General features: G+C 70.3%; 18 protein-coding genes. 14 read left to right on the forward strand and 4 right to left on the reverse strand.

The features are described 5' to 3' along the window. The first annotated feature begins 136 nt into the window (after positions 1 to 136). The 5 genes from FDO65_RS18750 (at position 137) to FDO65_RS18770 (ending at position 4,775) form a co-directional block, all read left to right on the forward strand. On the forward strand, positions 137 to 499 hold the full coding sequence (locus tag FDO65_RS18750) for a bifunctional 3-phenylpropionate/cinnamic acid dioxygenase ferredoxin subunit (protein WP_137451268.1): 363 nt from the start codon (positions 137 to 139) through the stop codon (positions 497 to 499). Beyond that, on the forward strand, positions 496 to 1,803 hold the full coding sequence (locus FDO65_RS18755) for an NAD(P)/FAD-dependent oxidoreductase (RefSeq protein ID WP_205850165.1): 1,308 nt from the start codon (positions 496 to 498) through the stop codon (positions 1,801 to 1,803). Before FDO65_RS18750 ends, FDO65_RS18755 begins: the two co-directional genes overlap by 4 nt. After that, the gene (locus FDO65_RS18760; RefSeq protein ID WP_137451269.1) at positions 1,800 to 2,966 is read left to right on the forward strand and encodes an aromatic ring-hydroxylating oxygenase subunit alpha; all 1,167 of its coding nucleotides are present in this window, start codon (positions 1,800 to 1,802) and stop codon (positions 2,964 to 2,966) included. The genes FDO65_RS18755 and FDO65_RS18760 overlap by 4 nt, the downstream gene beginning before the upstream one ends. A 106-nt stretch (positions 2,967 to 3,072) precedes the next feature. Then, positions 3,073 to 4,158, forward strand: a complete 1,086-nt coding sequence (locus FDO65_RS18765) for an S-(hydroxymethyl)mycothiol dehydrogenase (RefSeq protein WP_137451270.1) — start codon at positions 3,073 to 3,075, stop codon at positions 4,156 to 4,158. Continuing rightward, the gene (locus FDO65_RS18770) at positions 4,158 to 4,775 is read left to right on the forward strand and encodes an MBL fold metallo-hydrolase (protein WP_137451271.1); all 618 of its coding nucleotides are present in this window, start codon (positions 4,158 to 4,160) and stop codon (positions 4,773 to 4,775) included. The genes FDO65_RS18765 and FDO65_RS18770 overlap by 1 nt, the downstream gene beginning before the upstream one ends. Positions 4,776 to 4,835: 60 nt before the next feature. Here FDO65_RS18770 and FDO65_RS18775 read toward each other — a convergent pair whose 3' ends face one another. Further along, complete coding sequence (locus FDO65_RS18775; protein WP_137451272.1) at positions 4,836 to 5,936, reverse strand: carboxylate-amine ligase; 1,101 nt, start codon at positions 5,934 to 5,936, stop codon at positions 4,836 to 4,838. Between the two features lie 106 nt (positions 5,937 to 6,042). On the opposite strand from FDO65_RS18775, the gene FDO65_RS18780 reads away from it, so the two are divergent. Next, complete coding sequence (locus FDO65_RS18780) at positions 6,043 to 6,216, forward strand: sigma factor (RefSeq protein WP_137451273.1); 174 nt, start codon at positions 6,043 to 6,045, stop codon at positions 6,214 to 6,216. A 130-nt stretch (positions 6,217 to 6,346) separates the two neighbouring features. Beyond that, the gene (locus FDO65_RS18785) at positions 6,347 to 6,964 is read left to right on the forward strand and encodes a hypothetical protein (protein ID WP_137451274.1); all 618 of its coding nucleotides are present in this window, start codon (positions 6,347 to 6,349) and stop codon (positions 6,962 to 6,964) included. Here FDO65_RS18785 and FDO65_RS18790 read toward each other — a convergent pair. Then, positions 6,929 to 7,555, reverse strand: coding sequence for a hypothetical protein (locus tag FDO65_RS18790; protein ID WP_137451275.1), 627 nt, complete (start codon positions 7,553 to 7,555; stop codon positions 6,929 to 6,931). The genes FDO65_RS18785 and FDO65_RS18790 overlap by 36 nt on opposite strands. A gap of 124 nt (positions 7,556 to 7,679) precedes the next feature. Between FDO65_RS18790 and FDO65_RS18795 the strand changes: the two genes are divergently transcribed. Then, positions 7,680 to 9,836 carry a TerD family protein gene (locus tag FDO65_RS18795; RefSeq protein ID WP_137451276.1) on the forward strand — a complete coding sequence of 719 codons (2,157 nt, stop codon included), beginning with the start codon at positions 7,680 to 7,682 and terminating at the stop codon, positions 9,834 to 9,836. Here the strand turns inward: FDO65_RS18795 and FDO65_RS18800 are convergent. Further along, positions 9,809 to 10,768 (reverse strand): LysR family transcriptional regulator, encoded by a 960-nt coding sequence (locus tag FDO65_RS18800; RefSeq protein ID WP_137451277.1) that lies wholly within the window; start codon positions 10,766 to 10,768, stop codon positions 9,809 to 9,811. The two genes, FDO65_RS18795 and FDO65_RS18800, sit on opposite strands and share 28 nt — an antisense overlap. A gap of 92 nt (positions 10,769 to 10,860) precedes the next feature. Between FDO65_RS18800 and tdh the strand changes: the two genes are divergently transcribed. From tdh to FDO65_RS18825, 5 genes are all read left to right on the forward strand, one after another. Further along, the gene (gene tdh, locus FDO65_RS18805) at positions 10,861 to 11,904 is read left to right on the forward strand and encodes an L-threonine 3-dehydrogenase (protein WP_137451278.1); all 1,044 of its coding nucleotides are present in this window, start codon (positions 10,861 to 10,863) and stop codon (positions 11,902 to 11,904) included. Positions 11,905 to 11,906: 2 nt separating this feature from the next. After that, complete coding sequence (locus FDO65_RS18810; protein WP_137451279.1) at positions 11,907 to 13,088, forward strand: glycine C-acetyltransferase; 1,182 nt, start codon at positions 11,907 to 11,909, stop codon at positions 13,086 to 13,088. A 16-nt stretch (positions 13,089 to 13,104) separates the two neighbouring features. Continuing rightward, positions 13,105 to 13,788: a trimeric intracellular cation channel family protein gene (locus FDO65_RS18815; protein ID WP_137451280.1), complete on the forward strand. Its 684-nt coding sequence runs from the start codon at positions 13,105 to 13,107 to the stop codon at positions 13,786 to 13,788. 75 nt (positions 13,789 to 13,863) lie between these two features. Next, positions 13,864 to 15,390: an amino acid permease gene (locus tag FDO65_RS18820; RefSeq protein WP_137451281.1), complete on the forward strand. Its 1,527-nt coding sequence runs from the start codon at positions 13,864 to 13,866 to the stop codon at positions 15,388 to 15,390. Then, the gene (locus tag FDO65_RS18825; RefSeq protein WP_137451282.1) at positions 15,387 to 16,769 is read left to right on the forward strand and encodes an L-serine ammonia-lyase; all 1,383 of its coding nucleotides are present in this window, start codon (positions 15,387 to 15,389) and stop codon (positions 16,767 to 16,769) included. The genes FDO65_RS18820 and FDO65_RS18825 overlap by 4 nt, the downstream gene beginning before the upstream one ends. A 1-nt stretch (position 16,770) precedes the next feature. On the opposite strand, the gene FDO65_RS18830 is transcribed toward FDO65_RS18825, so the two are convergent. Then, complete coding sequence (locus FDO65_RS18830; protein WP_137451283.1) at positions 16,771 to 17,562, reverse strand: fructosamine kinase family protein; 792 nt, start codon at positions 17,560 to 17,562, stop codon at positions 16,771 to 16,773. A gap of 189 nt (positions 17,563 to 17,751) precedes the next feature. On the opposite strand from FDO65_RS18830, the gene FDO65_RS18835 reads away from it, so the two are divergent. Beyond that, the gene (locus tag FDO65_RS18835) at positions 17,752 to 18,798 is read left to right on the forward strand and encodes a glutathione S-transferase family protein (protein ID WP_137451284.1); all 1,047 of its coding nucleotides are present in this window, start codon (positions 17,752 to 17,754) and stop codon (positions 18,796 to 18,798) included. Positions 18,799 to 18,800: the final 2 nt, after the last annotated feature.

Genomic DNA, 18,800 nt, shown 5'->3' on the forward strand with positions numbered 1-18,800 from the left:
CCCGCCGCCCCGGTTCGAGCTCCACCCGTCGGTCCGCCCACCGACACCGCACGTGCCCCGCCAAGTTTCACCGGTTCCTCAGGCTCGCACCCGCCCACTTGCGACGCCACCGGTCCGCCTCGTAGAGGAGAGCCACATGTTCGCCGCTTGTTCGCGCTCGGCCATCGAACCGGGCGAGGCCCTGCGCCTCGACGGACCGGAGACCAAGGGCGTCCCGATCGCGGTGTTCCACACCGACGACGGCGAGTTCTTCGCCATCGACGACACCTGCACCCACCAGGATGCCTCGCTGGCCGACGGCTGGCTCGAAGGCTGCGAGGTGGAGTGCCCGCTGCACGCCTCGAAGTTCAACCTGCGGACCGGCAGCGCCGACGCCCCGCCGGCCAAGCGGCCCGTCCGGACCCACCAGGTCACCCTCGACGAGGAGACCGTGTTCATCACGCTCTCCGACGAGGCCCCCAACCTGCCCCCCGGTGTGGTCCCCGGCGGCGTCGCGTGAGCGGCACTCCTCCGCGCCGGATCGCCGTCGTCGGCGCCTCGCTCGCCGGGCTGTCCACCGCCCGCGCGCTGCGCGCCCAGGGTTTCGCCGGTGAGCTCGTCGTCATCGGCGACGAGGTGCACCGCCCCTACGACCGGCCGCCGCTGTCCAAGGGCTTCCTGGGCGCCGACCACGCCTCGGTCGACCTGTCCCTGGAGGCCGAGGCCGAGGATCTCGACGCCCGCTGGCATCTCGGGGTCTGCGCCACCGCCCTGACCCCGGAACCGGCCGGCGGAGCGACGATCTCCCTCTCGGACGGCACCCAGGAGACCACCGACGCCGTCGTCGTCGCCACCGGCGCGGCCGCCCGGTGCAGCGTCACCGGATTCGACCTCCCCGGCGTGCACCGCCTGCGCACCCTGGACGACGCGATCGGCCTGCGTGCCGACCTGCATGCCGCCGCCGCGGACGGGCGCACCGTCGCCATCGTCGGCGGCGGGTTCATCGGCTCCGAGGTCGCCGCCACCGCGCGGGAACTCGGCTGCCAGGTCACCCTGATCGTCGCCGAGGACGTCCCGTTGCGGCTGGCCCTCGGCCCGTACGCCGACGCCGTCGCCGCCCTGCACGCCGAGCACGGCGTCACGGTCCGGCCGTTCGCCCAGGTCGAGGCGATCGAGACCGGGACCACGGGGCTGCGGGTGCTCATCAAGGACGGCGAACCGGTCGAGGCCGCCACCGTCGTGTTGGGTATCGGCGCCATTCCGTCCGTCGGCTGGCTGGCCGGTTCCGGGCTGGACTGCGGCCCGAACGGTCGCGCCGCCATCCGCTGTGACGAGTCCGGCGCCACCGACCTGCCCGGCGTCTACGCCGTCGGCGACTGCGCGGCCTGGTTCGACAGTCCCCGCGGCCGCCACCACCAGATCGAGCACTGGACGTCGGCCAAGGAGCGCGGCGCGGTCGTCGCCGCCCGCATCCTGGGCGCCGAGAAGCTGCCGACCTGCCGCGCCCCCTACGTCTGGTCCGACCTGTACGGGCATCGGCTGCAGCTGGCCGGGTACCGCGATCTGGCCGACCACGAGAACACCCTGGAAGCCACCCTGGAGGTGGGATCGCCGGCGGAGAAGACCTTCTCGGCCGTCTACCGCCGTGGCGGCGAGCCGGTCGCCGTGCTGTCGCTGGACCAGGCCCGGCACTTCAACCAGATCCGCCGCAAGCTCGCCGTTCCCGTCGCCGCACCCGTCCCCGCTGTCGCCGTCCCCGCCTCCGCTGTTGTCGCCGACGTTCCCACCGCCGCCGTGCCCGCCGCCCAAGGAGTCCCCGCATGACGCTCACCGAGAACCTCACCGTCGACCCCTCAATCCTGGAACCGGCCGGCGAGAGCATCTCCGACAGCCTGGTCCGCACCCTGCCGGGGCACGCCTATTCCTCGCCGGAGGTGTTCGCCAAGGAGCAGGAGCACCTCTTCGAGAAGATGTGGCTGTGCGTGGCACGCAGCTCGGACATCGCCAAGCCCGGCGACTTCCAGACCGTGCAGGTCGGCAGCGAGAACCTGATCATCAGCCGGAACCGCAAGAAGGAGGCCCGCGCCTTCTTCAACGTGTGCCGGCACCGTGGCGCCAAGGTGTGCAGCGCCGAGTCCGGTGAAGGCGCCCGCTCGTTCCAGTGCCCGTACCACGCCTGGACGTACGACCTCGACGGCAAGCTCATCGCCGCCCCGAACCTGACGAAGATGCCCGACATCGGCCGCGAGGAGTACGGGCTGCGCAAGGCCCACGTCCGCGAGTGGCTGGGCTACGTCTGGGTCTCGCTGGCCGAAGAGGCGCCGTCCTTCGAGGAGACCGTGATGGGCGCGGTCCGCTCGCGGCTGGGCGACATCGAGCAGATCGAGCACTACGACATCGACAACCTGCAGGTCGGCCGCCGGATCACCTACGACGTGAAGGCCAACTGGAAGCTCATCGTCGAGAACTTCATGGAGTGCTACCACTGCGCGACCATCCACCCGGAGCTGACGGAGGTGCTGCCGGAGTTCGCCGACGGCCTGGCCGCCCAGTACTTCGTCGGGCATGGCGCCGAATTCGGTGAGGGCATCTCCGGTTTCACCGTCGACGGGTCTGAGGGTGTCGAGAAGATCCCCGGCGTCACCGACGACCAGGACCGCCGCTACTACGCGGTGACCATCCGGCCGAACGTCTTCGTCAACCTGGTCCCCGACCACGTCATCTTCCACCGGATGATCCCGCTGGCCCCGGACCACACCATCGTCGTGTGCGACTGGCTGTACCTGCCGTCGGTCATCGAGTCCGGCGTCGACCTGTCCAAGTCGATCGAGCTCTTCCACCGGGTCAACCTGCAGGACTTCGACGCCTGCGAGCTGTGCCAGAAGGCCACCGACTCCCGGGCCTACGCCCAGGGCGGCGTCCTGGTCCCGAGCGAGCACCACATCGCCGACTTCCAGAACTGGGCCGCCGACGCCATCAAGGGCTGACCACTCCTAGCATGACCTGAGGGCTCCCGGTGCCAGGTTCCATCGGCCCGGGAGCCCTCATCCGTTCCTCCCCGCCCGCACCGCTTTCCCGAGACAAGGATTTCCCGTGCCCCAGCAGGTCCAGGCCGTCATCTCCCGCAGCAAGGACGCTCCCGTCGAGCTCGTGACCATCACCGTGCCCGATCCCGGGCCGGGTGAGGCGGTCGTGAAGATCTCGGCGTGCGGGGTGTGCCACACCGACCTGCACTACGTGAAGGGCGGGATCGGCGACGAGTACCCGTACCTGCTCGGCCACGAGGCCGCCGGTGTCGTCGAGGCCGTCGGCGAAGGCGTCACCGACGTCGCCCCCGGCGACTACGTGATCCTGAACTGGCGCGCCGTCTGCGGTGAGTGCCGGGCGTGCAAGCGGGGCCGGCCCTGGTACTGCTTCAACACCCACAACGCGACCCAGAAGATGACGCTGGAGGACGGCACCGAGCTGTCCCCCGCGCTGGGCATCGGCGCGTTCGCCGAAAAGACGCTGGTCGCCGCCGGGCAGTGCACCAAGGTCGACCCGGCCGCTCCGGCCGAGGTCGCCGGCCTGCTGGGCTGCGGCGTGATGGCCGGCCTGGGTGCCGCGATCAACACCGGCAACGTGGGCCGGGGCGACTCGGTCGCCGTCATCGGCTGCGGCGGGGTCGGCGCGGCCGCCATCGCCGGGGCCCGCCTGGCCGGCGCGAACACGATCATCGCCGTCGACCTGGACGACCGGAAGCTGGCCACCGCCACCGAACTCGGCGCGACCCACACCATCAACTCCAAGGACACCGACGCGGTGGAGGGCATCAAGGCGCTCACCGGCGGCAACGGCGCGGACGTCGTCATCGACGCGGTCGGCCGTCCGGAGACGTACAAGCAGGCCTTCTACGCCCGCGACCTGGCCGGCACCGTCGTCCTGGTCGGTGTGCCGAACCCGACGATGCAGCTCGAACTGCCGCTACTGGACGTGTTCGGCCGCGGCGGATCGCTCAAGTCGTCCTGGTACGGCGACTGCCTGCCCGAGCGGGACTTCCCGATGCTCATCGACCTGTTCCTGCAGGGCCGGCTGCCGCTCGACAAGTTCGTCACCGAGACCATCGGCATCGAGGACATCGACGCCGCGTTCGAGAAGATGCACCACGGCGACGTTCTCCGTTCGGTGGTGAAGATCTGATGACTGCCCGCATCGACCACACCGTCACCTCCGGCACGTTCTCCCTGGACGGCCAGACCTTCGACGTCGACAACAACGTCTGGGTGCTCGGCGACGACACCGAGTGCGTCGTCTTCGACGCCCCCCACGACGTCGACGCCATCACGGCCCTCGTCGGGGACCGTCGGGTGCTGGCCGTGCTGTGCACGCACGCTCACGACGACCACGTCCGCTACGCCCCCGAACTGGCCAAGGCGGTCGACGCGCCGATCTGGCTGCACCCGGCCGACCTGCCGGTCTGGGAACTCACCCACGATCAGGCCCCGGACGGCGAACTGGCCGACGGCCAGCGCATCCCGGTCGCCGGCATCGAGCTGGAGGTGCTGCACACCCCCGGCCACGCCCCCGGCGCGGTCTGCTTCTACGCCCCCGACCTCGGCACCGTCTTCACCGGCGACACCCTGTTCAACGGGGGCCCGGGCGCGACCGGACGGTCGTTCAGCGACCACCCGACGATCGTCCGCAGCATCACCGACCGGCTGCTGAGCCTGCCGGGCGACACGGTGGTCCGCACCGGACACGGCGACAACACCACCATCGCCGCCGAACGCGACGGGATCCTGAACGTCGACGCCTGACGCACTGATCTCCGGCTCCACCTCACGGTCCGAAGTCCGACCCGAGGTGGAGCCGGTCGGTCAGTCGATGGTGCGCCGCATGGCGTCCAGCACCACGGCGGCCAGTTCGCCGTCCCGGGCCAGCACGGCCCGCTGCCGTTCGGACCCGCCGCCGCTGCGCCGCAGCCGCGCAATGCCGGCGTCGACCAGTTCCCGATCGCCGTTGATGGCCAACGCCTCTGCGACGTGCTCGACCAGGGCGTCGACCACGGTCCAGGCGTCGGCCGGCAGCCCGCTACGCGGGTCGACGAGGTCCTCGGTGAGCCCGGAGCGGGCGGCCCGCCACACCCCGGCGCGGAGCATCTCGATCCGTTCCTCCTTCAGCTCCGCCCCGGAGCGCCATTCGGCCGCGGCGGTCTCGACCAGGGCCCGGACCAGGACGGCGACCAGCACGGCGTCGCGGACGTCGGTGCACACGTCCGCGACCCGCACCTCGACCGTCGGGTACTTCGCCGACAGCCGGGCGTCGAAATAGATCATCCCGCTGTCCAGCGCGGTGCCGGAGGCGACCAGCCGGTCGACGGCGTCGCGGTAACCGGCAACGGTGCGGAACGGCTGGGTGGGGCCGGCCGTGGGCCACAAACCCCACGCGATCGTCCGGTACGACGAGTACCCGGTGTCCTCGCCCTGCCAGAACGGCGAATTCGCGGACAGCGCGATGATCACCGACAGCCAGCCGGCCATCCGGTCGATCGCGCCGATGCCCTCCTCATCGGACTCGACGTCGACGTGGATGTGCTGACCGCAGGTGAGCTGCTGACGGGCGATCATCCCGAACGCGTCGGCCATGTGCGCGTACCGGTCGTTCGCGGTCGGCACCGGCCGCACCGGCAACGGGTGGGTCGCCCCGGCCACGATCCCGACCCCGAGTTCCCGGGCAGCCCCGGCGATGGCCCGCCGCAACTCGGTCAGCTGCTCGAGGAGTTCGTCGGCCGTCTCACACGGCGCGGAGCCGATCTCGGTCTGCTGCAACTTGAACTCGTGCTCGACCTGGTGGGCCCGCTCGCGGCCCAGCCGTTCCTGCGCCGCGACCAGCACCTCACTACCGGCCGGCACCGGATGCCCATCGAGGGCGTCGACGAGCAGCAGTTCCTCTTCAACCCCGAAACGTCGTCTCGTCACCGGGTCAGTCTGGTTCACCGCCGGCCCGAGCGTGTTGCCGGGAAGCTACATTCGGCGAATCCGCCCCTGCCTGACCAGCCAAGGCCCCTGCCGGCCATTCCCTGACGTGACGACCAACGATTACCGGTTCCGGCGGCTCTATGCCGAACACGCCACCGCCGTCCACCGGTTTGCGCTGCGCCGTGCCGGGCCGGACACCGCCGACGACGTACTGGCCGAGACCTTCCTGGTCGCCTGGCGCCGCATCGACGACGTCCTACCCGATCGGGAACGGGCGTAGCTCCTCACCACCGCCCGCTGGGTGCTCAGCGATCTCTCGCGCTCCGGACGACGACGGGCGGGTCTCCTCAGTCGCCTCCCGACACCGGTGCACGAACCCGATCCGGCCCCGCCCTGAAAGAGGCGCGCTCATGAAGGCTTTCGACGCCCTGACCCGACTGCGCGACGCCGACCCCAGCCGGGACACCACGCTCCCCTGGACGGCCGACGACCTGCTGGCCGCCTTCGCGGCCGACGACGGCACCGAGGCGAACCGCACCCCCTCCGGTGAGCGGTCGACGACCCGCAGGGCCCACTCCCGCCGCTGGGTCACCGTGGCCGCGGCCGCCGCGCTGTTGCTGTCCACCCCGATCTGGTGGCCCGGGTCGCCGTCGCCGTCGTCGACCGCGTTGGCCGTCACCCGCGACGGGGACGCCGTGCATGTCACCGTTCCCCGGCCGGTCGACGCGTGGGAACTGCAAACGGCGTTGGACGAGGCCGGGGTGCGGGCGACGGTGGTCGAGAGCTCGGCCGACTGCACCAGCCCGTTCCCGGAAGGTCTTCGGGAGGGCTACGACATCGCCCCACCCGAGCAGAACCTCGCGGGCCCGGACGATCCGGCGGCTTTTCATTTCGTTTTCTATCCCGATCGGGCGCCCAGCGGATCGACGGTGCTCTTCGGGGTCGAACCGGGAGCGACCACGCTGCTGCTGGTCCGTGAGGCCCCGGCGTGCCTACCTCGGGTGATGGGGTCCGGGCCGACGGGGTGAACCGGGCGGTTGGCTTCGCAGCCCTGTGGTGGGTGACGGGGACGTCTCGGGTTGCCCCCAGGGGCGGAACGGCAGGCCGGGCCGGATGACGACATGGATGCCGACGAGGCGGGACAGTTCCTCACCCACGGCCCGCAGCGCTTCCTCGGTGAATTGCTCCACCTCTCCGCCGAGGACGACGAAAGGCTCGTCGAAGGTCGGCCCGGAGATGGAATGGACGGTGAATCCGAGCGCGTCCCTGCTGGACGGGTGGGTCATCCACTGCACGAATTCCTCGTACCGGGATTTCGGGAAGGCGATGGGAACGAATTCGACCGACAGTCCGCGTCGTCGACCTTCCGAGACGATGGCCGCCTGCCCGTCGGGGTCGCCGTACCACTGGATGGTCAGGTGCCGGCGGCGATGGTCGGAGCGCGGCTGGTAGTAACCGGTCTGCCCGATGCCGGGGAGCGCCTCGATCCAGTCTGCGAAGTCGCGCTGGTCGCGCTGATTGCGGACGCCGTCCTCTCCCAAAGCCAGCACGAACTGCACCCAGGAATCGTTCGACTCCGCGTCATTCCCGGGTTGGCCCGGGTCCGGCTCGACCGCCATCCGCTGCTCCTTCCCACCTTCCGGGGTCTCCGCACTACGCAGAGTCGCTAGGCACAGTCTGCGCCCGCCCGCGGTCCGTCGCGGCGGCCTGTACGCCCCGCACTCGCCGGGTTACATTCCGACAATGGGGACGACAGAGTTGTCGCGGGGGCAGAACGTCGCACTACCCGAGGGGGCGGAGCAGCTGCGGGTGTCGGTCGGCTGGACCACCGGTTCGGCGACGGAGAAAGGTCCGCAGACGCTCGACCTCATCGCCCTGTTGACGGACGGGGACCGTCGGGCCCGCTCCGACGACGACATCGTCTTTTACAACCAGCGGTCGACACCGGACGGTTCGGTGGTGCACACCGGTCGCACCGAGAGCGACACCGGCGGCCGGGACGACCTGTCGGTGGATCTGACGGCGTTGACCGACGACGTGGCCAGCGTCGTCATCGCCGCCAGCACTGATGAGGGCCCCCTTGGTGACCTCTCCGCCGTCGAGTGGACCCTGCACACCCCCGACGGTGAGGTGGTGACCCGCTTCCCGATCACCGACCTGTCGACGGAGCGGGTCGTCGTGGTGGGCGAGGTGTACCGCCGGCAGGGGGCCTGGCGGGTGCGCGCCGTCGGACAGGGCTGGTCGAGCGGACTGTCCGGACTGCTCACGGACTACGGGGTCGACGTGGTCGATGCCCCCGCCGACGACTCCGATGACGCCGACGGGTCCGGTGTGGCCGGTCACGAGGCCCATGACACCGCTACGGCCGAGGAGAGTGCGACGCCCACGGCCGTGGTCGCCCACTCCACCACGACGACGGTCGAGACCACGGTGGTGCAGACCCGGGCGCCCGCCGACGCCCCTGCCGGCGACCCACCCGCCGGGCCCGTCACCGAGGTCCGACGCACGACGACGGTGTCGCACACCGACGCGGTGGTGGCCACGGGCCGGGTGGCTGTCGCGGCCAGCAGCCGACCCAAGGCCGCCCTGCCAGCGGCGCAGCTGTCCGTCGCGCCGTCGTGGGTGCGGTCGCGGCTGTTCTCGGTCGCCGGTATCGGCGGCGCCGGCGAGCAGGAGAACCGGGCGACGTCGGCCCTGCTCTGGGTGATGGCCGCGGTGCGACCTCTCGGCCGCGCCCTGACCGTCCGAGCCGGCGCACCGAGCGGGCCCATCGAGACCTATCTCGAGGTGCCGTACCGGTTGGGCGAGTCCACCGTCATCCCCGATGGCGTCATCCGCATCGGCCGGCCCGGCAAGGTGTGGACGGCGCTGGTCGAGGTCAAGACCAGCAGCAACGACCTGGGCGTGGAACAGCTGACGAACTATGTCCGGGTGGCCAAGCGGGAGAAGTTCGACGCCCTGCTCACCATCTCCAATCAGGTCACCAGCGATCCGGCCGCCCACCCGGTGACGCTGCCGGCCGGGGTCACCGGCACCGTGAAGGTCGTGCACCTGTCCTGGACGGATGTCATGCACGAGATCCGCATGCTGATCAAGCACCACCGGTTCGACGAGCAATTGCCGCTCTGGATGCTCGACGAACTGCTGCGTTACCTGGAGCACCCCAAGTCGGGGGCGATGGCGTTCTCCGACATGGGCCCGACCTGGGTCGACGTCCGGGACGGGTGCGCGCACCACACGCTGGCCGCCGGCGACCGCATCGTCAAACCCGTGGTGGCCAACTGGAATCGTTTGGCCCGATACCTGGCCCTTCGATTGACCTCTCATACGGGCCGCACCGTGAAGCGGGTGGTGCCCCGCAAGCACGCGGCCGATCCCGTGCTGCTCGACGAGGAGATCGCCCGCAACCTGGCCGACGAGGGACGGCTGTCGTTGCAGTTGCGCGTGCCCGAGACCTGCGGCCCTCTGCGGGTTCTGGTCGACGTGCGCACCACCCAGATCGAGGTCTCGACCGTGGTGACGGCCCCCACCGACGGAACCCCGAAGGCCCGGGTCACCTGGCTGCTGAAGCAACTGAAGAACGCGTCGGACGACGTGGTGGTCGAGGCCCAGTTCCCCGGTCCGGCCGGCGGGGCCACCAAGGAGAACCTGGCCAGCGCCCGGGAGAAGCCGGCGCGGCTGCTCGGCGCCATGACCGGACCGCCGGCCTCCTTTCGCCTCAGCCGGCTTTCCCAGTTGGGGCTCAAACGCTCCGGCCCGACCGGGAGTGTGGTGTCGACCGTGGTGGAGGCAGTTGATGCGTTCTTCGACGACGTGGTCGCACAGGTGGCCGCTCCGGAAACGGCCACTGGGCCCGCGCAGGACTTGGCACCTCAGCCGGCGGCGGACGACGACGCGTGAGGTGGGGCGGCTGCTTCCGGCCGCCGCTCGCGCACGATCCGCGCCACCACGGCGGTCAACGCCGTCACCACGGTCCGCACCGACTTCCGGCGGAGGTTCTCCGGGCGGGCCAGCACGTCGATCCGGCGGCTGGCGCTGACGCCGTCCAGCGGGCGCAGCACGATGGCTCCGGACGGGTCCCGCGGCGAGGTGTAGCGGGGCACGACGCCGATGGCATCCCCCGCGCCGACGATGGAGGTGAGGGTGCCGTAGTCGTTGATGCGGTGAGCCGGCTCGATGTGCTGCCCGGCGACCGCGGTGATGGCGCCGAGCAGATCGTCGGTGGAGTAGCCGCCGCGGCTGGTCACCCACCGCTGATCGGCCACCTGCTCGGGCCGTAGCCGGGGGAAGCGGGCCAGCGGGTGGTCAGCGGCCAGCGCCACGTCCAGGGGCTCGTCGGCCAGGGTCACGCACCGCACCGTCTCCGGCCACGGCGATCCGCCCGCCAGCCGGTGCGCCACCACCAGGTCGTAGCGGCTGGTCAGGGCCGGGTAGTCGTGCCGGGACACGTCCTCGTCGGACAGCCGGACGTCCGGGGCCGGGGTCCGTCGGGACAGCTCGCGCAGCAACGGTCCGAAGAGGGTCTGGCCGGCGCTGTGGAAGCCGCTGATCGTCACCACCCCACTGGGTGACTGCTCGAACTCCTCCACGGCGGCCCGGGCAGCGGCTATGGCGTCGATCACCTCGGCCCCGGCGTCGGCCAGCACCCGACCGGCATCGGTGAGCACCAGCGCCCGACCGTCCTTGTGCGTCAGCGGGGTGCGAAAACCCCGCTGCAGAGCAGCCAGTTGTTGCGACACCGCAGATGGGGTCACGTCCAGCACCCGCGCGACGGCCGAGACCGAGCCCAACGCACCGAGTTCGCGCAGGATGTGCAGCTGATGGACCTCCACGGCTCCCGACCCTAACCGTGAAGCGATCGCTACAGCAATACGCAAGAAGCTTCCCGTTGTTCTACATCGTTCACCCCCCTCTACTTGTCCGCATGCGAGCACTTTTCAAAGCCGAGAAGAGCCCGGGCCTGGAGTGGACCGAGCGACCGGACCCGATCGCCGGACCCGGTGACGTCGTCGTCAAGGTCCTGCGCACCGGCATCTGCGGCACCGACCTGCACATCCACCGCTGGGACGACTGGGCCGCCGGCATCGTCGACGCCCCGCTCATCCCCGGCCACGAATTCTTCGGCGAGGTCGTCGAGATCGGCTCCGATGTGCGCGATGTCGCCGTCGGCCAGCTCGTCTCCGGGGAGGGCCACATCGTCTGCGGCACCTGCCGCAACTGCCGCGCCGGCCGACGCCAGATGTGCATCCGCACCATCAGCCTGGGCGTGCAGCGGGACGGCGCCTTCGCCGAGTACGTCAGCATCCCCGCGGTCAACGTGTGGGTGCACCAGTCGCACGTCGACCCGGACGTCGCCGCGATCTTCGACCCGTTCGGCAACGCCGTGCACACCGCGCTGTCGTTCCCCGTCATCGGTGAGGACGTCCTGGTCAGCGGGTGCGGGCCCATCGGCCTGATGGCCATCGCCGTGGCCCGGCACGCCGGGGCCCGGTTCGTCGTCGGTACGGACGTCAGCCCGTCCCGCCTCGACCTGGCCCGCAAGGTCGGCGCCGACGAGGCCGTGGACGTACGGACGCAGACCATCGCCGAGGTGCAGCAGAGCCTGGGCATGCGCGAGGGTTTCGACGTCGGCTTCGAGATGTCCGGTGCCCCCACGGCACTGTCGTCGATGATCGACTCGATGAACCACGGCGGCCGGATCGCCATCCTCGGCCTGGCCGCCGAGCCGTTCGGCGTCGACTGGGGCAAGGTCGTCACCCACATGCTCACGCTCAAGGGCATCTACGGCCGCGAGATGTTCGAGACGTGGAACGCGATGGCGGCCATGCTGCAGACCAGCGCGCCGCTGCGCGAGGCGGTGGCGTCGGTCATCACCGACCGCATCCCGGCGCGCGACTGGGAGCAGGGTTTCGCGGCGGCCGCGGCCGCCGGCACGGGCAAGATCGTTCTCGACTGGACGGTGATCTAGAGATGTACACGACCATGCGCGACCACCTGAGCGCTGAGCTCGCCGGTATCGAAGAGGCGGGCCTGCGCAAGCGGGAACGCGGGATCGCCGGTCCTCAGGGCGCTCTCATCACCGCCGACGGGCAGGAGGTGCTGAACTTCTGCGCCAACAACTACCTCGGTCTGGCCGACGACCCGGCCCTGGTGCAGGCGGCCAAGCGCTCGCTAGACGAATGGGGTTACGGCCTGGCTAGTGTCCGCTTCATCTGCGGCACCCAGGACCAGCACCTCGAACTCGAACGCCGGCTCTCGGCCTTTCTGGGCACCGACGACACCATCCTCTACGCATCGTGTTTCGACGCGAACGGGGGCGTCTTCGAGACGCTGTTCGGCCCGCAGGACGCGATCATCTCCGACGCGCTCAACCACGCGTCGATCATCGACGGCATCCGGCTGTCGAAGGCCCAGCGGCTGCGCTACGCCAACCGCGACATGGCCGATCTCGAGGAGCAGCTGAAAGCGAGCAAGGACGCCCGGTTCCGGGTGATCGTCACCGACGGCGTCTTCTCCATGGACGGGTACATCGCCCCGCTGGCGCAGATCTGCGACCTGGCCGATCAGTACGACGCGCTGGTGTTCGTCGACGACTCCCACGCCATCGGCTTTCTCGGCGAGAACGGCCGCGGCACCCCCGAGTACTGCGGGGTGGCGGACCGGGTCGACATCCTCACCGGCACGTTCGGCAAAGCCCTCGGTGGGGCGTCCGGCGGGTACGTCGCCGCCCACCAGGAGATCGTCGACCTGCTGCGGCAGCGGTCCCGGCCCTACCTGTTCTCCAACACCCTGGCTCCGTCGATGGTCGCCGGCACCCTCGCGGCGCTGGATCTCATCGACTCCTCCGACGAGCCGCGGAAGCGCCTGCAGGCCAACGCCGAACGCTTCCGGGCGGGGATGACGGAGGCCGGGTTCGACCTGCTGCCCGGCGAGCACCCCATCGTCCCGGTGATGTTCGGGGACGCGGCGCTGACCGCGCGGATCGCCGACGAGATGCAGCACCGGGGCATCTACGTCACCGCGTTCAGCTTCCCGGTCGTCCCCCGGGGCGCGGCGCGGATCCGGGTGCAGTTGTCCGCCGCGCACACGTCCGAGCAGATCGACCGCTGCGTCGAGGCTTTCGTGGCCGCCCGGGCCGCGCACACCGCCTGATCGCTGGGGATCGATGATGGACGACACGGCGCTAACGATCCTGCGGGTCGCCGACCTGCTCGGGGTCCTCGGCTGCGCGCTGCTCGGCGGCCTGGTCGCGCGGCAGCGCGGTTTCGACCCGATCGGTTTCGCCGTGCTGGCCGTCGTCTCCGGTCTGGGCGGCGGCATCGTCCGCGACGTGCTGCTCGGTCAGGGCGCCCCCGTCGCCCTGACCGACGGCACCTACTTCGCCGTCGCCCTCACCGGGGCGGCGGTCGCCTACCTGATCCCACTGGGCGGCCGGATCTGGAGCCGCGGGTTCCCCATCGTCGACGCCGTCGCCCTCGGCTGCTGGGCCGCCGCCGGCACCCAGAAAACCCTGGCCTATGGCCACAGTTGGCAGACCGCCGTGGTTCTCGGCACCGTCACCGCCGTCGGTGGCGGGGTCATCCGCGACCTGCTGATCCGCCAGGTGCCGACCGTCTTCGGCGGCAACACCCTGTCGGTCACCCCGGCGATCCTGGCCGCCAGCACCATGGTCGCGTTCCACGCCGTCGGGCTGACCACGGTCGGACTGCTGGCCTGCACGGCGGTCGGCGCCACGCTGAGCCTGCTCGCCCATCACCGGCACTGGACGCTGCCCGGCGCCCTCACCCCGCGCTGGTGGGGCCGGCCGCTGCGCCCGCGGCTGCGTCGCTCCCCCCGTCAGCCCGTCGGCTGACCCCACCACTTCCCGCCAGCTCCCCTGTCCCGCCGGCCGATCGGCCCGCGGGTTCACCGTGTGAAAGGTCCACCCATGTCGACAACTGCGGCCGACGACGCCCGCGCGACCGATCCTGCCCCGGCTGCGGATCGGGACGTCCACCAGCTCGCCCAGCAGGCCGAGTTCCAGGCCGAGGACGCCGGCTATCACAAGGGTCTGAGCAAGCGGCAGATCCAGATGATCGGCATCGGCGGGGCCATCGGCACCGGCCTGTTCCTCGGCGCGGGTGGCCGGTTGGCCGCCGCCGGACCGGGGCTGGTCTTCGTCTACGCGATCTGCGGCTTCTTCGCGTTCCTCATCATGCGGGCCCTGGGTGAGCTGATCCTGTACCGCCCGGCGTCCGGGTCGTTCGTCTCCTACGCCCGCGAGTTCTTCGGCGAGAAGGCCGCTTTCGCGGTCGGCTGGCTGTACTGGCTGAACTGGGCGGTCATCGCGATCGTCGACACCACCGCCGTCGCGCTCTACATGAACTTCTTCAAGAAGTACGTCGCCTGGATGGGCACCGTCCCGCAGTGGACGTGGGCGCTGCTGGCGCTGATCCTCGTCGTCTCGCTGAACATGATCTCGGTCAAGGTGTTCGGTGAGATGGAGTTCTGGTTCGCCCTCGTCAAGGTGGCTGCGCTGGTCGCGTTCCTGCTCGTCGGCACCTACTTCGTCGTCTTCGGCACCCCGATCGACGGCCACGAGGTCGGCTTCTCGCTGATCACCGATAACGGCGGCTGGTTCCCCAACGGCATCCTGCCGCTGCTGATCGTCACCCAGGGCGTCGTCTTCGCCTACGGCTCGATCGAGCTGGTCGGCACCGCCGCCGGTGAGACCAAGAACCCCGAAAAGGTCATGCCGCGCACCATCAACGCGGTCGTCTTCCGCATCGCCATTTTCTACGTCGGCTCGGTGCTGCTGCTCGCCCTGCTGATGCCGGCGGGCTCCTACAAGGCGGGCGAGAGTCCGTTCGTCACGTTCTTCTCGTCCATCGGCATCAACGGCGTGGACGCGATCATGAACCTCGTCGTGCTGACTGCCGCGCTGTCGTCGCTGAACGCCGGCATGTACTCGACCGGCCGCATCGTCCGCTCGCTGGCCGCGGCCGGCAGCGCCCCGAAGTTCACCGGGAAGATCAGCAAGTCCGGCGTCCCCTACGGCGGCATCCTGCTGACCGGCGTCGTCGCCCTGCTGGGCGTGGGGCTCAACGCGATCGTCCCCGAGCAGGCCTTCGAGATCGTCCTCAACATCTGCTCGCTGTGCCTGATCGCCGCGTGGGGTGCGATCGTCCTGTGCCAGCTGCGGCTGTGGCAGTGGGCCAAGCAGGGCAAGGTCAAGCGGCCGGCGTTCCGGATGTTCGGCGCCCCCTACACCGGCCTGCTGACCGGACTGTTCCTCATCGGCATCATGGTCCTCATCGCGCTCGACTACCCGGTCGGGACCGCGACGTTCGGGCTGTTCGCGCTGGTGGTGCCGATCCTGATCGGCGGCTGGTTCCTGGTCCGCAAACGCGTGACCGCCCTCGCTGCTGAACGGGCCCTGCAGGCGGGCGACGACGCGAGGAGGGTGGAGGCATGACCATCAGCGCACTGGACCTGTTCAGCGTGGGCATCGGTCCGTCCAGCTCCCACACGGTCGGCCCCATGCGCGCCGCGGTGCTGTTCACCGACCACCTGCAGAGGTCCGGTGCGCGACCGACGGTGGCCCGGGTACGGGTCGAGCTGTTCGGCTCCCTCGGGGCCACCGGGCACGGGCACGGCAGCGTCACCGCGGTCGTCCTCGGGCTGCTCGGCCACCGCCCTGAGACGGTCGACCCCGAGGCCGTGCTGCCGGCGATCGACGAGGTGCGCCGCACCGGGTGGCTGCCGCTGCCCGGCGGGGAGCCCGTCCCGTTCGTCATCGAGTCCGACGTCGTCCTGCACCTGCGGCAACGACTCGACTTCCACACCAACGGCATGCGGTTCCACGCGGTCGGTGTCGACGGCCGGGATCTGCTGACCCGCGACTACTACTCGGTCGGCGGCGGTTTCGTCCTCGACGAGGACGAGATCGGCGCTGACCGGCTGCCCGACGACACCGTCGTGCCGTACCCGTTCCTCACCGGCGAACAGCTGCTGGCCCACACCACGGCGACCGGCCTGTCGATCGCCGGGGTCATGCTGGCCAACGAGAACGCCCGGCGCCCGGAGGCGCAGACCAGGGCGCAGCTGCTGCACATCTGGTCGGTGATGCAGGACTGCATCGAACGCGGCTGCCGCACCGAGGGGGTGTTGCCGGGCGGGCTGCGGGTCCGGCGACGGGCGGCCGCCGCCTACGAACGGCTGACCACCATCGACGAGGCCGACACCGTGCAAGCCGATCCGCTGCTGGCCATGGAGTGGATCACCACCTGGGCGCTGGCCGTCAACGAGCAGAACGCCGCCGGCGGGCGGGTGGTCACCGCGCCGACCAACGGCGCGGCCGGGATCATCCCCGCCGTCCTGCACTACTACGTCTCGTTCGTTCCCGGCGCCGACGACGACGGGATCGTGGACTTCCTGCTCACCGCGGCGGCCATCGGGATCCTGTTCAAGGAGGGCGCCTCGATCTCCGGCGCCGAGGTCGGCTGTCAGGGCGAGGTCGGTTCGGCCTGCGCGATGGCCGCCGGCGGGCTGGCCGCCGTCCTCGGGGGTGCGCCCGACCAGGTCGAGAACGCCGCCGAGATCGGCATCGAGCACAACCTGGGATTGACCTGCGACCCCGTCGGGGGGCTGGTGCAGATCCCGTGCATCGAGCGGAACGCGGTCGCCGCGGTCAAAGCCATCACCGCGGCGCGGATGGCCGTCCGCGGGGACGGCGTGCATCACGTCTCGCTGGACACCGCGATCCTCACCATGCGGCAGACCGGCGCGGACATGAGCGACAAATACAAGGAGACCGCCCGCGGAGGGCTCGCTTTGAACGTCGTCGCCTGCTGAGTCACCAACCACACGCTTGGAGGCACTCCTCCAGCGCGGGCAGCGCGCGCTCGCCGAAGTGCCGGACGTTGTTGAGGCGCTTGTGCAGCTGCAGCGCGAACTGCCGGTCCTCGAAGCCGGGGTCGATCGGATACTCGTCCTGGTAGGCCGCCCAGAACTCCTCCAGAGGGTCGGACGCCCGGCGCAGGTAGGCCAGGTCCAGCTCACGGTCCGCGTAGCTGACGGACGGGTCGACCAGCCAGCGCCCGGCGACGACGTTGCCCGGCCACAGGTCGCCATGGGTCAGGCACGGTCGTCCACCGCCGGGCGTGGCGGCCAGCAACTCCTGCAGTGGCCCATCTGCGGCCACCTCGACGCGACGCCGCAGGTCTTCGGAGATGTCGGCGTGCCGCAGATGGTGAAGCACCCGACGCTCGACGTAGAACGTCGGCCAGTCGTCGGCCCAGGTGTTGTCCTGCTCGAACAGACCATGGAAATTGTTGCGGTGCCACCCGAACCGGTCGTTGGTCGTCCGGTGCATGCGAGCCACCGCCCGACCCAGTTCGCCCCACGCGGGCGGCCCGTCGACCTCCTCCAGCACCAACTGCCAGTCGGCGACGTGCAGCACCGCGGGGGTCGGGACGCCCGCGGCGGCCTGCGCGGCGAGGCCCTCGGCTTCGGTGTCGGCCGGGTACGGCGTGTGCTTGACGATCACCCGCCGACCGTCGGCCAGCCGGGCGCGGACGGTGCGGGCGATGAGACCGCCGGAGAGCACCTCGAGTTCGTCCCAGGGCAGCGGATCAACGGGGTTCACAGCTCAGACGTACCCGGACCGGCCAGAGAAAGACAATTCGACCCGGTGCCGAGATGGGTCGAGTCCTCAAGGGCCCTCAAGAGGCAGCTGATGCGGCCACCTACGGGGGGCACCCGAAATCCGGCAACACCCGGTCGGGACGGGGGATCACCCGTGTCACCCGGCGTCGCGATGGGCAGGATGGAGAGTATGAGCGAGCAACGACGTACCGGGGCCAGCCAGAGTCTGGGCGAGGGCGAGAAGAGCGGCAGTTTCGAGCGGGACACCCGCTACATCACCGACCGGATCACCGTCGACGGGCGGGACGGCTGGCCCGTGGAGGCCGGCCGTTACCGCCTCGTGGTCTCCCGGGCCTGCCCGTGGGCGAGCCGCACCGTCATCGTGCGCCGCCTGCTGGGCCTGGAGTCGGCCATCTCGATGGGCATCTGCGGCCCCACCCATGACGAACGGTCGTGGACGTTCGACCTCGACCCGGGCGGCGTCGACCCGGTGCTCGGCTACGAGCGACTGCAGCAGGCGTTCTTCGCGCGCTTCCCCGACTACCCGCGCGGCATCACCGTGCCGGCGATGGTCGACATCCCCACCGGCGGCGTCGTCACCAACGACTACAAGCAGATGGACATCGACCTCGAGACGCAGTGGACCGCGCATTTGCGGGACGGGGCGCCCGACCTGTACCCGGAGAAGTACCGGGACGAGATCGAAGAGGTCGACAAGATCGTCTACCCGGAGATCAACAACGGCGTCTACCGCTGCGGTTTCGCGACCGCCCAGGACGCCTACGAGAAGGCGTTCGACCGGCTGTTCACCGCGATGGACACCATCAGCGAACGGCTCAGCAAGCAGCGTTACCTGGTCGGCGACACCATCACCGAGGCCGACATCCGCCTGTTCACCACGCTGGTCCGGTTCGACCCCGTCTACCACAACCATTTCAAGTGCAATCTCCGCAAATTGTCGGAGATGCCGGTGCTGTGGGCCTACGCGCGAGACCTTTTCCAGACCCCCGGTTTCGGTGACACCGTGGACTTCGTCCACATCAAGCAGCACTACTACGAGGTGCACACGTCGATCAATCCGACCCAGATCGTCCCGGCCGGCCCGGACCTGACGAACTGGTGGGACGCGCACCACCGCGAGGAACTCGGCGGTCGCCCGTTCGGTGACGGCACTCCCCCGCCCCCGGTGCAGCCGGACGAGCAGGTGCCGGACGGGCACGGCGCCCCCCGGTCCTGACT

This window comes from Nakamurella flava (genome assembly GCF_005298075.1).
In the GTDB taxonomy this organism is placed as follows: domain Bacteria; phylum Actinomycetota; class Actinomycetes; order Mycobacteriales; family Nakamurellaceae; genus Nakamurella; species Nakamurella flava.